The sequence below is a fragment of the Massilia luteola genome (assembly GCF_034420155.1).
Lineage (GTDB): Bacteria > Pseudomonadota > Gammaproteobacteria > Burkholderiales > Burkholderiaceae_D > Telluria > Telluria luteola.
This window is the reverse complement of sequence record NZ_JAXOFN010000012.1, coordinates 19,071-32,573: the sequence shown is the minus strand read 5'-3', so window position 1 is coordinate 32,573 and position 13,503 is coordinate 19,071. Positions and strand designations below refer to the sequence as shown.

Annotated in this window: 13 protein-coding genes; 6 read left to right on the top strand and 7 right to left on the bottom strand. The window is 65.3% G+C overall.

Annotation, left to right across the window (positions count from 1 at the left end):
• The gene (locus U9J41_RS13925; protein ID WP_322402797.1) at positions 1–834 is read right to left on the bottom strand and encodes an ABC transporter permease; all 834 of its coding nucleotides are present in this window, start codon (positions 832–834) and stop codon (positions 1–3) included.
• A gap of 86 nt (positions 835–920) precedes the next feature.
• Entirely contained in the window at positions 921–1,895 is a 975-nt protein-coding gene (locus U9J41_RS13920) for an ABC transporter substrate-binding protein (protein WP_322402796.1), read from the bottom strand.
• A gap of 250 nt (positions 1,896–2,145) precedes the next feature.
• Between U9J41_RS13920 and ffh the strand changes: the two genes are divergently transcribed.
• The 3 genes from ffh (at position 2,146) to U9J41_RS13905 (ending at position 5,215) form a co-directional block, all read left to right on the top strand.
• On the top strand, positions 2,146–3,513 hold the full coding sequence (ffh, locus tag U9J41_RS13915) for a signal recognition particle protein (RefSeq protein ID WP_322402795.1): 1,368 nt from the start codon (positions 2,146–2,148) through the stop codon (positions 3,511–3,513).
• 232 nt (positions 3,514–3,745) lie between these two features.
• The gene (locus U9J41_RS13910) at positions 3,746–4,150 is read left to right on the top strand and encodes an SWIB/MDM2 domain-containing protein (RefSeq protein ID WP_075793316.1); all 405 of its coding nucleotides are present in this window, start codon (positions 3,746–3,748) and stop codon (positions 4,148–4,150) included.
• A 171-nt stretch (positions 4,151–4,321) separates the two neighbouring features.
• Positions 4,322–5,215, top strand: a complete 894-nt coding sequence (locus U9J41_RS13905; RefSeq protein WP_322402794.1) for a LysR substrate-binding domain-containing protein — start codon at positions 4,322–4,324, stop codon at positions 5,213–5,215.
• A 159-nt stretch (positions 5,216–5,374) separates the two neighbouring features.
• Here U9J41_RS13905 and U9J41_RS13900 read toward each other — a convergent pair whose 3' ends face one another.
• Both U9J41_RS13900 and U9J41_RS13895 read right to left on the bottom strand, forming a co-directional pair.
• Positions 5,375–6,025: a lytic transglycosylase domain-containing protein gene (locus tag U9J41_RS13900; protein ID WP_322402793.1), complete on the bottom strand. Its 651-nt coding sequence runs from the start codon at positions 6,023–6,025 to the stop codon at positions 5,375–5,377.
• Entirely contained in the window at positions 6,025–7,758 is a 1,734-nt protein-coding gene (locus U9J41_RS13895) for a proline--tRNA ligase (RefSeq protein ID WP_322402792.1), read from the bottom strand. The genes U9J41_RS13900 and U9J41_RS13895 overlap by 1 nt, the downstream gene beginning before the upstream one ends.
• A 326-nt stretch (positions 7,759–8,084) precedes the next feature.
• On the opposite strand from U9J41_RS13895, the gene U9J41_RS13890 reads away from it, so the two are divergent.
• From U9J41_RS13890 to U9J41_RS13880, 3 genes are all read left to right on the top strand, one after another.
• Positions 8,085–8,786, top strand: coding sequence for an RNA pyrophosphohydrolase (locus U9J41_RS13890; RefSeq protein ID WP_322402791.1), 702 nt, complete (start codon positions 8,085–8,087; stop codon positions 8,784–8,786).
• Positions 8,787–8,905: 119 nt separating this feature from the next.
• Positions 8,906–10,507, top strand: a complete 1,602-nt coding sequence (locus U9J41_RS13885; protein WP_322402790.1) for a retroviral-like aspartic protease family protein — start codon at positions 8,906–8,908, stop codon at positions 10,505–10,507.
• 103 nt (positions 10,508–10,610) lie between these two features.
• A complete protein-coding gene (locus tag U9J41_RS13880; protein ID WP_056450148.1) occupies positions 10,611–11,036 on the top strand; it encodes a DUF1841 family protein in 426 nt (141 codons plus the stop codon).
• Between the two features lie 60 nt (positions 11,037–11,096).
• Here U9J41_RS13880 and U9J41_RS13875 read toward each other — a convergent pair whose 3' ends face one another.
• The 3 genes from U9J41_RS13875 to U9J41_RS13865 all read right to left on the bottom strand — a co-directional run bounded on the left by U9J41_RS13875 (position 11,097) and on the right by U9J41_RS13865 (position 13,402).
• Positions 11,097–12,602 (bottom strand): SulP family inorganic anion transporter, encoded by a 1,506-nt coding sequence (locus U9J41_RS13875; RefSeq protein ID WP_322402789.1) that lies wholly within the window; start codon positions 12,600–12,602, stop codon positions 11,097–11,099.
• A 94-nt stretch (positions 12,603–12,696) separates the two neighbouring features.
• Positions 12,697–13,053, bottom strand: coding sequence for a c-type cytochrome (locus tag U9J41_RS13870; protein ID WP_322402788.1), 357 nt, complete (start codon positions 13,051–13,053; stop codon positions 12,697–12,699).
• Between the two features lie 10 nt (positions 13,054–13,063).
• Entirely contained in the window at positions 13,064–13,402 is a 339-nt protein-coding gene (locus U9J41_RS13865; RefSeq protein ID WP_322402787.1) for a c-type cytochrome, read from the bottom strand.
• Between the last annotated feature and the right edge of the window lie 101 nt (positions 13,403–13,503).

Here is a 13,503-nt window from a genome sequence, read left to right as displayed (position 1 = left end):
TCAGTGCTCCAGGCCGCGGTGCCAGCGCAGCAGGTAGTTGTTCAGTTTATTCATGCCGACGTCGATCGCCAGCCCGAGGATGCCGATCGTGATCATGCCGGCGATGATCTTGTCCGACAAGAAGTACTCGCGCGCCTCCGAGATGCGGAAACCGAGGCCGTTGTTCACGGCGATCATCTCGGCCACGATCACGACGATGAACGCCGTGCCGATGCCGATCCGCATGCCGGTCAGAATGTACGGCACGGCCGCCGGCAGGATCACGCGCAGGAACATCGTCGTCCCGCTGGCGCCCAGGTTGCGCGCCGCGCGCAGGTAGATGCCGTCGACCTGGCGCACGCCCGCGATCGTATTCATCAGCACGGGAAAAAAAGCGCCCAGCGCGATGAGGAAGATGGCCGGCGGGTTGCCGAGGCCGAACCACAGCATCGACATCGGGATGTAGGCGATGGGCGGAATGGGCCGCAGCAGCTGGAACAAGGGATTCAGCCAGGCATGCGCGATGCGGCTCGCGCCCATGGCGAGGCCGACCGGCAACGCCAGCGCGGCGCCGACGAGGAAGCCGACGAACACGCGGTACAGGCTGCCGACGGCGTCGGTGAGCAATTCGCCGGAGACCATCCATGCGAGACGCCCGCCGCCGTTGGCCTCGTGCCAGGTGGCGAAGTCCTGCAGCGGCAGCAGGTAGGCGACCCACTTGCGCCACACCTGCAGCGGCGACGGCAGGACGTGCTCGTTGACCCATCCCCTGCTGACCACCAACTGCCAGATCGCGATCGCGACGACCGGCACGACCAGGCCGATTGCGATGTCCTGCCACCTGCGTTTTGCCATCTCCGCTCCTTGCGTGATCCGCGCGGGCGGGGGCCGCCCACCCTGTAAATCGGCCGTCGGGTGGGCACCCCGTGCCCACCAAAGGTCTACTTGATATTCAGGCTTTTCTTGGCCTCATCCAGCAGATCCGTCTTGACCCACTGCTTCGCCACGGGCGGCTTGGACATCCGCCCGACGCCCGTCTTGACCATGAGGTCCGTCGTGATCTGGATATGCTCCGGCGTGATGTCGTAGGTGTACGGCGAATTGCTGATCGCGTCGTCGAAATCGTCCTTGGTGATCTGGCCCTTGAACACGACGTCGCGCACGTACTTCTCGGCCAGCGCGCGGTCGCGGATGAAGGCGCTCGTGGCCATCACGAAGCAGCGCATGAATTTCTCGGCCACCGCATGCTTCGTGTCGTGGAATTTCTCGGTCATGACCATCGTCCGTATCGGCTCGCCGATCGGGGTGTCGTACGGCTTCATGACCTCGACGCCGTATCCCTTGTTGATCGCCTGCGACGACTGCGGCTCGGACTGCATCATCACATCGATGTTCTTGCCCAGCAGGGCCTGGTTGAGGTCGGCATAAGCCAGGTAGATGATCTGCACGTCCTTGCCGGGCGCGGAGTCGGCGGACAGGCCCGCCTTCTGCAGCTCGGCCATCAGCAGGACTTCCTGGATGCCGCCGCGCGTCACGCCCACCTTCTTGCCCTTGAGGTCCTTCACGCTCTTGACGTTGGCGTCCGGCCGCGCGACGAGGCGCACGCCCCCTTTGGCGAAGCCGGCCACGACATAGATCGGCGCACCGCTGGCGCGGCCCGAGATGGCCGCTTCGGACGCCGTCGCGCCGACGTCGAGCTCGCCCGCGATGATGGCCTGCATCACGTCCAGGCCTTTCGCGAACACGCGTTCCTCGACCTTGATGCCGCACTTGGGCGCGATTTCCTTGATATACGAGACCGCGCCGTAGTGCGCGAACTTGAGGTTGCCGAGGCGGACCACGTCCTGGGCCTGGGCGCCGCCAGCGGCCAGCAGCGCGGCGAGGACGAGGGTCTTGCGAAACACGATTGCTTTCATTCTGTCTCTCCGATCGGGGTCGAACTTTTATTGGAATGAACTAACGTGATGCAGCTCTGGAAAATAAACTCGAAGCAACACATTGTCAAACTGTACAAGCAGCTTTTACCAAGAATCAACCCGATCGGTTGACTGCGCGGCTTGCGAATGGCTGAATACGGGTCTTGACCGGGGAAAACGCGCCCCGACATGGGGTAAAATGGCGGACTGCGCCCCGCCCGCTTATATATATCAGTACAAAAGGTAGAACATGCTGGATAACCTGACCCAACGCCTTGCCAAGGTCGTCAAGACGATGCGCGGCGAGGCCCGCCTCACCGAGACGAACACCGCCGAGATGCTGCGCGAAGTGCGCCTGGCCCTGCTCGAGGCCGACGTGGCGCTGCCGGCCGTGCGCGAATTCATCGCCAAAGTGAAGGAAAAGGCGCTGGGCGAGGAAGTGATCGGCTCGCTGTCCCCCGGCCAGGCCCTCGTCGGCGTCGTGCAGAAGGAACTGGCCGCGCTGATGGGCGCCGACCTCGGTCCGGAAGCGTCGCAGCTGTCGTTCGCGCAGCAGCCGCCGGCCGTGATCCTGATGGCCGGCCTGCAGGGTGTCGGTAAAACGACCACCACCGGCAAGCTCGCCAAATACCTCAAGGAAGAGAAAAAGAAAAAGGTCCTGACCGTCTCCGCCGACGTCTACCGCCCCGCCGCGATCGCGCAGCTGGAATCGGTGACGAAGCAGGTCGGCGCCGACTTCTTCCCGTCCACCGCCAGCGACAAGCCGGTCGATATCGCGAAGAACGCGCTCGACTGGGCGCGCCGCCACTACCACGACGTCGTCATCATCGACACCGCCGGCCGCCTCGCTATCGACGAGGCGATGATGCAGGAAATCGCCGCCGTGCACGCGGCCGTGAATCCGATCGAAACGCTGTTCGTCGTCGACGCCATGGTCGGCCAGGACGCGATCAACACGGCGAAAGCCTTCAACGACGCGCTGCCGCTGACCGGCGTGATCCTGACGAAGCTCGACGGCGATTCGCGCGGCGGCGCGGCGCTGTCCGTGCGCCACGTGACGGGCAAGCCGATCAAGTTCGCCGGCGTGTCGGAAAAGCTGGACGGCCTGGAAGCGTTCGATCCGGCCCGCATGGCCAACCGCGTGCTGGGCATGGGCGACATCCTCGCGCTGGTCGAGGAAGCGCGCAAGGGCGTGGACATGAAGGCCGCGACCGACATGGCCAACAAGATCAAGTCGGGCGGTAAGTTCGACATGAACGACTTCCGCGCCCAGCTCGCGCAGATGAAGAAGATGGGCGGCATGGCCGGCCTGATGGATAAACTTCCGGCCCAGTTCCAGCAGGCGGCCAGCGGCGCCAACATGGATCAGGCCGAAAAGCAGGTGCGCCGGATGTGCGGCATCATCGATTCGATGACGCCGCTCGAACGCGCCAAGCCGGAACTGATCAAGGCCAACCGCAAGCGCCGCATCGCGGCCGGCGCCGGCGTGCAGGTGCAGGAAGTCAACCGCATGCTGACGCAGTACGACCAGATGAACACGATGATGAAGAAGCTCAAGGGCGGCGGCCTGATGAAGATGATGCGCGGGATGAAGGGCATGATGCCCGGCATGCGCTGATCGTCGACGCTCCCCAAAAGCCGTGCGCGACCACCGTCCCGCACGGCTTTTTTACGCTTGGGACGCCTGTTTTTTCACTCTAGAGAGGCCCGGGTAACACAACCGGCAGATTTAGGGCTTGTAAGAGTGAAAAAATTTCGAAAAAGACTTGCACGAACACTAAAACCCTACCAATATAAGCCGGGTGCGCTCACGCGTAAATTTCCATGTGTTCCGTTTAGGAGGCTCGAAGATGGCAACAGCCAAAAAAACCACCGCAGCACCCGCCAAGAAAGCCGCTGCCAAGCCTGCTGCTGCGGCGAAGCCGGCAGCGAAGAAGGCAGCGGCTCCTGCCAAAGCAGCAGCACCGAAAGCAACTGCAGCAGCAAAGAAGCCGGCTGCGGCACGCAAGCCCAACGCCGCTTTCATGAAAGAGATGACCCCGTCCGCACCGCTGGCTGCCGTCGTCGGCGCGAAACCGCTGCCGCGCACCGAAGTCACCAAGAAGGTCTGGGACTACATCAAGGCGCAAAACCTGCAGGACGCGGCCAACCGCCGCATGATCAACGCCGACGACAAGCTGAAAGCCGTCTTCGGTGGCAAGGCGCAGGTGTCGATGTTCGAAATGACGAAGCTGATCTCGGATCACCTCAAATAAGAAGACCTCGCCGGCTGTCCCACTGGCCCCGATACAAAAAGCCCCGGCGAGCCGGGGCTTTTTGCTATGTGCTGCGCCGCACGTAGGGCGGGCTCTCCGAGCCCACGCGTGACGCATGCAGTTTGCCGGCGTCACGCGTGGGCGGAGGCCGCCCACCCTACAGGAGCAACGATGCGATTCGACCTGGTGGACCTGCAGCTGTTCCTGCACGTGGTGGACGCCGGCAGCATCACGGGCGGCGCGGCCCGTGCGCACCTGGCGCTGGCGTCGACCAGTGAACGCATCCAGAACATGGAAGCGGCGCTGGGCGTGCCGCTGCTCGTGCGCGGCCGGCGCGGCGTGCAACCGACGGCCGCGGGCCTCGCGCTGCAGCGCCACGCCCGCCTCGTGTTCCAGCAACTGGCGCGCCTGCGCGCGGAACTGGGCGAGCACGCCGCTGGCCTCAAGGGACAGGTGCGGCTGCTGTGCAATACGGCTGCCTTGAGCGAATACCTGCCGGAGGTGCTGGCCGGCTTCATGGCGCGTCATCCGGACGTCGACATCGACCTGGAAGAGCGCACCTCCAGCGACATCGCGCGCGCGGTGCGCGAAGGCGGCGCGGATCTCGGCATCGTGGCCGACACGGTCGACCTGTCGGGCCTCGAGACCTTCCCGTTCTGCACCGACCGCCTCGTGGCCGTGGCGCAGCCGGCGCTGGCGCGCACGCTCGTCACGCAGGCCGGCCAGGCCGTGGCGTTCGCGCGCCTCGTGGATTTCGATCACGTCGCCCTGACCGGCGACAGCGCCCTGTTCCGCTACCTGAGCCAGCAGGCCGAGCGCGTCGGCCGCACGCTGCGCGCGCGCGTGCGCCTGCGCAGCTTCGACGCGGTGTGCCGCATGGTGGAGAGCGGCGTCGGGATCGGCATCGTGTCGGAACCGGCCGCACGGCGCTGCGCGCGCACGATGGACATCGCGGTGCTCGAGCTGGCCGACGCGTGGGCGTTGCGTCAGCTGTCGCTGTGCATGCGCAGTGTCGATGCGTTGCCGCGGCACGCGCAGCAACTGGTGGAAGAAATCCGCGCGTGAATGGTGGGCGGAGGCCGCCCACCCTACGATCGTCACGATGCCGTAGGGCGAGCACCCCGTGCCCACCAAACGTGTCCGTATTCAGCGGGCGGACGCCGCCCACCCGACAAGTACACTGCCGTAGGGTGGGCACCCCGTGCCCACCAAACGTTTCCGTAATCAGCGGCTGGACACCATCACGTCCTGCTTGAATTCCCAGTTCTTCCACGCCGCCAGCACCGCATTCGGATACTCGGGCCGTCCGCGGCTGCCGTTGTAGCGTCCCAGCGCGAGGTACAGGTTGCCGCCTTCCATGTCGATGTACATGCGCAGGATCGAGCAGCCGTAGCGCAGATTGGTCTGCATGTCGAACAGCGCGCGCCGGTTCGAGTCGCCGATGACCTTCGTCCAGAACGGCATCACCTGCATATAGCCGCGCGCGCCGACCATCGACACGGCGTACTTGCGATACGCCGACTCGACCTGGATCAGGCCCAGCACGAGGCCCGGATCGAGGCCCGCGCGCGTGGCCTCGTACCAGGCGATTTCGAGGAATTCCGTGCGCGTCTGCTCGTCCGGCAGGCGGCGCTTGAGGCGCGCCGACATCGCATCGAACCACTGCTGGTAGCGCACGCGCGCGACCTCGTCGCGGAACACCGGCTTGGGCGGGCGGCCGTCGCGGATCGCGTTTTCGAGCGCCAGCCGGACCGAATCGGCCAGCGCTTCCTCTTTCTGGTTGCCGGCCTGCGCCGCGCCGCTGCTCAACAACGCAGCGGCGAGCAAGACCGGGCCGAGCCGGGCTGCCGCCCGGCCAATCAACCGTTGCGCCATCACTTGCCCAGCTTGGCCTTGATGACGCCGACCATGTCGGCAGCCGGGACGGCGGTTGCCTCGGCATCGCGGCGGCCCTGGTATTCCAGGTTGCCTTCCTTGAGGCCGCGCTCGCCGATCACGACGCGATGCGGCACGCCGACCAGTTCCCAGTCGGCGAACATGGCGCCCGGACGCAGGCCGCGGTCGTCGACGATGACGTCCACGCCGGCCGACTGCAGCTCGGCATACAGGCGATCGGTCTCGGTTTTCACCAGCTCGCTGCGGTCATAGCCCATCGGGCACAAAACGAGTTCGAACGGCGCGATGGCGTCCGGCCAGACGATGCCCTTGTCGTCGAAATTCTGCTCGATGGCCGCGCCCAGGATGCGGGTCACGCCGATGCCGTAGCAACCCATCTGCATCGGCGCCGGCTGGCCCTTCTCGTCCAGGTAGACGCAGTTCATCGCGGCGGAGTATGCCGTGCCGAGCTGGAACACGTGGCCCACCTCGATGCCGCGTTCGATCGCAAGGACGCCCTTGCCGTCCGGCGCGGCGTCGCCTTCGACCACGTTGCGCAGGTCGGCGACGACAGGTTCGGCCACGTCGCGGCCCCAGTTCACGCCCGTCAGGTGGTATTCGGCTTCGTTGGCGCCGCATACGAAATCGGCCATGTTGGCGACGGTGCGGTCGGCTACGATGTTGACCGGCTGCTTCGTGCCCACCGGGCCGAGGTAGCCCGGCACGGTGCCGTAGGCGTCCTGGATTTCCGCTTCGGTGGCGAAGCGGAAGGTGGCCAGGCCCGGCACTTTCGAGACCTTGACTTCGTTCAGCTCATGGTCGCCGCGCAGCAGCAGCAGCCAGTTTTCCTTGACCTGCCTGCCGTCGACTTCCTTCTCGACCGTCAGCGCGATCGATTTCACGGTCTGCGCCAGCGCGATGCCGAGCAGCTCGGCGACCTTCTCGCACTTGGTCGTGTTCGGCGTCGACACCTTCGCCAGCGGCTGCGTGGCCGCGCCGCGCTGGGCGATCAGCGGCTGCGCCTCCGCCGCTTCCATGTTGGCGGCGTAGTCCGACGTCGGGCAGTAGACGACCGCGTCCTCGCCGGTGCTGGCGATCACGTGGAATTCGTGCGAGCCGGTACCGCCGATCGCGCCGTTGTCGGCCGCCACCGCGCGGAACTTCAGGCCGAAGCGGGTGAAGATGCTGACGTAGGCGTCGAACATCGTCTGGTAGGACTTCTGCATGCCTTCGACGTCACGGTCGAACGAATACGCGTCCTTCATCGTGAACTCGCGGCCGCGCATCAGGCCGAAGCGGGGACGGCGCTCGTCGCGGAACTTCGTCTGGATGTGATAGAAGTTCAGCGGCAGCTGGCGGTACGACTTGACCTCGGTGCGCACGACGTCGGTGATGACTTCTTCCGACGTCGGCTGCAGCGCGAAGTCGCGGCCGTGGCGATCCTTCAGGCGCAGCAGTTCCGGGCCCATCTTGTCCCAGCGGCCCGTCTCCTGCCACAGTTCGGCCGGTTGCACCATCGGCATCAGGAGTTCGAGCGCGCCCGCCTTGTTCATCTCTTCGCGGATGATGCCCTCGACCTTGCGGATGACGCGCAGGCCCAGCGGCATGTAGGTGTAGATGCCGGAGCCGAGTCGCTTGATCATCCCTGCACGCATCATCAGTTTATGGCTGACGATCTCGGCGTCGGAGGGCGCTTCTTTGAGCGTTGAAATAAAAAATCGTGAGGCGCGCATATCGGTGAATTCTTTTTAAAAAGAGAGGGTTATAATCGACCTAATTTTAAAGGATTAGCTGGCTGATGCATCCAATCTTTATACAAATGGGTCCGAAACACGTGGTGCTTACTGTTGTTCCTGTGCAGGTTCACGACAGAGGCACTCAAGGAGCCTTGCAAAACCGTTACGAACGGCAGCAGTTCTGATCGAGAAGCGCAGCTGTACGAGGGTACAGCGAGCATCGCAGGGCAGAAATGCAACGCGCAGTAGGTTTGGCAACGCTCCGTGGATTGCTAGGTAAAAATGTAAGAGGGATCGGCCGGCAGAAAGTTTCGAGGTGAATTATGCTCGATCGTGAAGGGTTCCGCCCCAACGTCGGCATCATCCTGCTGAACGCCAACAACGAGGTGTGGTGGGGCAAGCGGGTGCGTGAGCATTCTTGGCAATTTCCGCAAGGGGGTATCAAATACGGCGAGACGCCGGAACAGGCGATGTACCGCGAGCTCGAGGAAGAAATCGGCTTGCGCCAGGAGCACGTCAAGATCGTGGGCCGCACCCGCGACTGGCTGCGCTACGAAGTGCCCGATCACTTCATCAAGCGCGAAGTGCGCGGCCACTACCGTGGGCAGAAGCAGATCTGGTTCCTGCTCCGCATGGTGGCGCGCGACAACGACGTGAACCTGCGCCTGACCGACCATCCCGAATTCGACGCCTGGCGCTGGCACGACTACTGGGTTCCGCTGGACGTCGTCATCGAGTTCAAGCGCGACGTGTACCAGCGCGCCCTGCAGGAGTTGTCGCGCTTCATCACATGGCCCGCGAACGGCGATCGCCGCCACAGCTCGCGCTATCTGCGCCAGCCGCATGAGCGGCGCGGCCAGAACGGCAACGGCAACGGCAATGGCAATGGCGGCAAGGCGGCGACTGCAAGCAATGCCGCCAATGCCAGCAGCAAGGCGGTGGCGGTCGCCAGCAAGGCCATCGCCGACGCGGCCGGCAGTTCCAAGATGGTGTTGGCGCAGCAGGGTGTGACGCGCAAGGAGTAAGGCGCGAGTAGCGCAGACGCAACAAAACAAAGGCAAAGCAGCCGTGCGAACGGTTGTCTTTGCCTTTTTTACATTCTTGTAATGTATTTTTTACAAAATTGCGTTGTAGAATTGTTGTCATGATGACCATCGCCCTGCTCCGCTCCCGGTCCGTCCGGACCGCCTTCCTGCTCTGCCTGCTGTCCGGCATCGCCCATGCGGCCGACGACACGAAGCACTGCACCTACATCGACGTGGCCGACCTGCCCATCCGCTACACGAGCGAGAGTCTCATCCCCGCCGTCGACGGGACCATCAACGGCACGCCGGCCGTGATGCTCGTCGACACCGGCATGTCGACGACGGCATTGACCATGAACGCCGTCACGCGGCGCGATATCAACCCGTTCATGACGGGGCGCTGGATCGAGGGATTCGGCGGCATCTCGCGCCTCTACTCCGCGCGGCTGAAGGATTTTTCGGTCGGTCCGACGCACAGCACCCGCCGCATCGAACTGGACGTCATCGGCAGCACGTCGGTGACGCCCCCGTTCGACGCCATCCTCGGCGCGCCGTTCCTGCTGCAGATGGACCTGGAACTCGACCTGCGCGCCAAGCGGATGAAATTCTACCGTCCGCGCGACTGCGCCAAGGCGTCGCTGCTGCTGTGGAAGGAACCCACGGTCGTGCTGCCGTTCGAGCGCAACTACGGCAGGAGCCCGAATCCGCACTTCACCGTCGTCGTCAACGGCAAGGAGATGGACGCCATCATCGATTCCGGCGCCCACCGCAGCTTCATGATGCAGGACGCGGCCAAGCGGGCCGGCATCGACGTCAACGGGCCGGGTGCGATCCGCATGGGCGATACCGGCGGCATCGGCTCCGACCACGTGCCGTACTGGATCGCCCCCGTCAAGACCGTGCAGTTCGGCGACGAAACCATCCGCAACGTGGAGCTCGGCGTCATCGGCTCGACGGGCTCGCAAGGCGCCGACCTGTTCCTGGGCGAGGACTTCCTGCGCGCGCACCGCGTGCTGTTCGCGATGAGCCAGGACAAGCTGTACATCGCCTACCTGGGCGGCGACGTGTTCACGCGCGGCACGGGCCTGGAACCCTGGATGCGTGCGGAAGCCGACGACGGCAATGCCGATGCCCAGTATGCGCTCGCGAAGATGTATTACGACGGCCGCGGCGTGGCGCGCGACCCGGCCCAGGGCGACGCCTGGCTGGACAAGGCCGTGGCGCGGGGCCAGCCGAACGCCAACCTGCTGCTCGGCCGCCGGCAGATGCTGGCCGGGCGCCTGGACACGGCGATCCCGCAACTTCGGCGCGCGCTCGACCAGTTGCCGGCCGACCGCCTCGGCCCGTTGTGGCTGTACGTCGCCCGCGTGCGCCATGGCGACGCCGCGCTGGCGCAGACGGAACTGGAAGCGGCAATGAAGCAGCAGAAGGAAGACGACTGGCCCGCGCCGATCGCCGCTTTCTACCTCGGCAAAACCAATGCGGCGCACCTGCTGGAAGAAGCGGGCAAGGATGCGCAGCTCGCGCACGCACGCACGTGCATGGCGCAAGCCTATATGGCGGAATGGCATGACGCGCGCGGCGATGCGGCCGAGGCCAGCGCGCTGCGGGCCACCATGCGCACGAACTGCGCACCCGCGCCAGCCCCCGTCTCGAAACCCGCGCCCGCGCCTGTGCCGCTGCCGACCGGCGGCGCCGCGCCGCTGGACGGCGCGCCATGAAACCGATGGACACCGCGCGGGGCGGACCTGTGGCCGCGCTGCGGGACGGGCACCATCGCGCTACAATGACGCCCTTCCTCCAGTTTTTCCGACGGTTCCCGCCATGTTCACCCCCTCCTCCCACGACGTCCGCCGCTTCTTTTGCGAGGCCCTGCGCAAGCGCCGCGCCGGCGAGATCCTGACCCCGATGGACGCCATCGCCGCCGACTGGATCGACCAGCATCCCGAGTACCACGACGAGCTGGCGGATGCCGAGGAAGCCGTGGCGCGCGACTACGCCGTCGAAGGCGGCAAGCCGAATCCGTTCCTGCATTTGTCGATGCACCTGTCGATCACGGAACAGGTATCGATCGACCAGCCGCGCGGCATCCGCGCCGCGTTCGAGGCACTGGCCGCGCGCGTGGGCGAGCACGAGGCGCACCACGAGATGATGGAGTGCCTGGGCGAGATGATCTGGTCGGCGCAGCGCCACGGCACCCAGCCGGACACCGACGCCTACGTGGCCTGCGTGCGCAGGCGCGTGCGTTAATCCAGTGTTACCGCGGCGCGTACGTTCGGTGGGCGGAGGCCGCCCACCCTACCGGCAGGTTTAATCGAGCTTGTCGTCGGCCACGCGGTAACGCGGATCTTCCGGCAGGTTCACCTCGATCATGTCCTTCGCGCGCTCGAGCAAAGCGCGGCAGTCGGGGCTCAGGTGGCGCAGGTGCAGGCGCTTGCCGAGGGCGCGGTAGCGTTCCGCCAGGCCGTCGATGGCCTGGATCGCCGAGTGGTCCGCCACGCGCGCGCGGCGGAATTCGATCACGACGTCCTGCGGGTCGTCCCTGGGCGCGAACAGCGCCTGGAAGCCGCCCACCGACGCGAAGAACAGCGTCCCGTCCAGCTCGTAGACCTTCCAGCCGTCGGCGTCCTGCGTCGTCGTGACGCGGATCTGCTTCGCGTGCTGCCACGCGAACACCAGCGCCGACACGACCACGCCCACCAGCACCGCGGTCGCCAGGTTGAAGACGAGCGTGACGCCGGCCACCAGCACGATCACGAGCGCGTCGGCGCGCGGCACCTTGCCGAACAGGCGGAACGTGCCCCATTCGAACGTCTTCTCGCACACGACGAACATCACGCCGATCAGCGCGGCCAGCGGGATCCGCTCGATCACGCTGGAACCGAACAGGATGAACGACAGCAGGAACAGCGAGGCGCAGATGCCGGACAGCCGGCCGCGCGCGCCGTTGCCGACGTTGATCATGCTCTGGCCGATCATCGCGCAGCCGCCCATGCCGCCGAAGAAACCGGTGACGACGTTCGCCACGCCCTGCGCTAGGCTTTCGCGGTTCGGCTGGCCGCGCGTGTCCGTGATCTCGTCGATCAGGGTGAGCGTCAGCAGCGTCTCGATCAGGCCCACGCCGGCCAGCACCAGCGAATACGGGAACACGATCTTCAGCGTCTGCAGGTCGAACGGCACGTCCGGCACGTGGAACGCGGGCAGGCCGCCGGCGATGGAGCCGAGGTCGCCCACGGTTTTCGTCTGGATGCCGGCGAAGTGCGCCAGCAGCGCGACGGCGAGGATGCCGACCAGCGTGGCCGGCACGGCTTTCGTGATGCGCGGCGTCAGGTAGACGAGCGCCATCGTCAGCGCGACGAGGCCGAGCATCGTCCACAACTGCGTGCCGGCCATCCAGCCGCCGCCCACCTTGAAATGCTCGAACTGGGCGACGAAGATCACGATGGCGAGGCCGTTGACGAAGCCCAGCATCACGGGATGCGGCACCATGCGGATGAATTTGCCGAGCCGCGCGGCCGCGAACAGCATCTGCAGCACGCCCATCAGCACGATGGCGGCAAACAGGTATTGCACGCCATGCTGGACGACCAGCGCCACCATGACGACGGCCAGCGCGCCGGCCGCGCCGGAAATCATGCCGGGCCGGCCGCCGAACGCGGACGTGATGAAGGACACCAGGACGGCGGCATACAGGCCGGTCAGCGGCGCCACATGGGCGACCAGGGCGAAGGCGATGGCTTCCGGCACCAGGGCCAGCGCGACCGTCAGGCCGCTCAATACGTTCGTCTTGATATGGGAGGGGGATACGTCGGGCACGGCGGCACTCCAAAAAAACAAATCCCTCCGGCCGGTGCGGCAGGAGGGATTCCAGATGATCCGGATGGGCCGTCATTGTAACGGCCCGCGCGGATCAGCGCTTCGTGACGAGCGGTCCGGGCAGCGATTCCAGATAGGCGGCGATGTCCGCCATATCGCGGTCGGACAGCGGCTGGGCCATGCCGGCCATGATCGGATTGCTGCGGCCATTCGCGACCTTGGTGCCGCGCTTGTAGGCGGTCAGCGCATGCACCAGGTAGTCGGCGTGCTGGCCGGCCAGCTTGGGATAGGTCGGGTCGATCGGGGTCTTGAAGTCGGCGCCATGGCAGGACGCGCAATTGTATTTTTTCGTCAGTGCGGCACCGTTGGCGGCGTCGCCCGAGGCCAGGGCCTGGCCGGACAGGGCGAGTGACGCGGCGCCCAGGGTCAGCGCGATGATCAGTTTATTCATGGCGCGCTCCTTACTTGGCCGGGGTCTGTTGCGAGTAATACGCGGCGATGTCGGCGATGTCCTGGTCGGACAGGCTGGCCGCGATGCCGTGCATGGACGGGTGATTGCGGTCACCCTTTTTATACTCGTGCAGCGCGGCCTCGATGTACTTGGCCGACTGTCCGCCGATCTTGGGTACGCGATAGACTTCGGGGAAGCTGGTCTTGTAGTCGGCGATGCCGTGGCAACCGATACACATTTCGATCTTGTTGGGTGCTGCCTTGGGATTGCCGACGATGTCGGCCGCGCCGGCCGTGCCGGCCATCGAGGCGCCGGCGGCTAGCACGAGTAAAGCTGTTGAAATTTTCATGGATGACCTATCGTTGGGTTGAATCGATAGGGCGCCTTGGACCCGTGCGGCGGCAGCAGGTTTTTCAGACCCCCGGTACTGCGACTGCAATGGCATTTTTG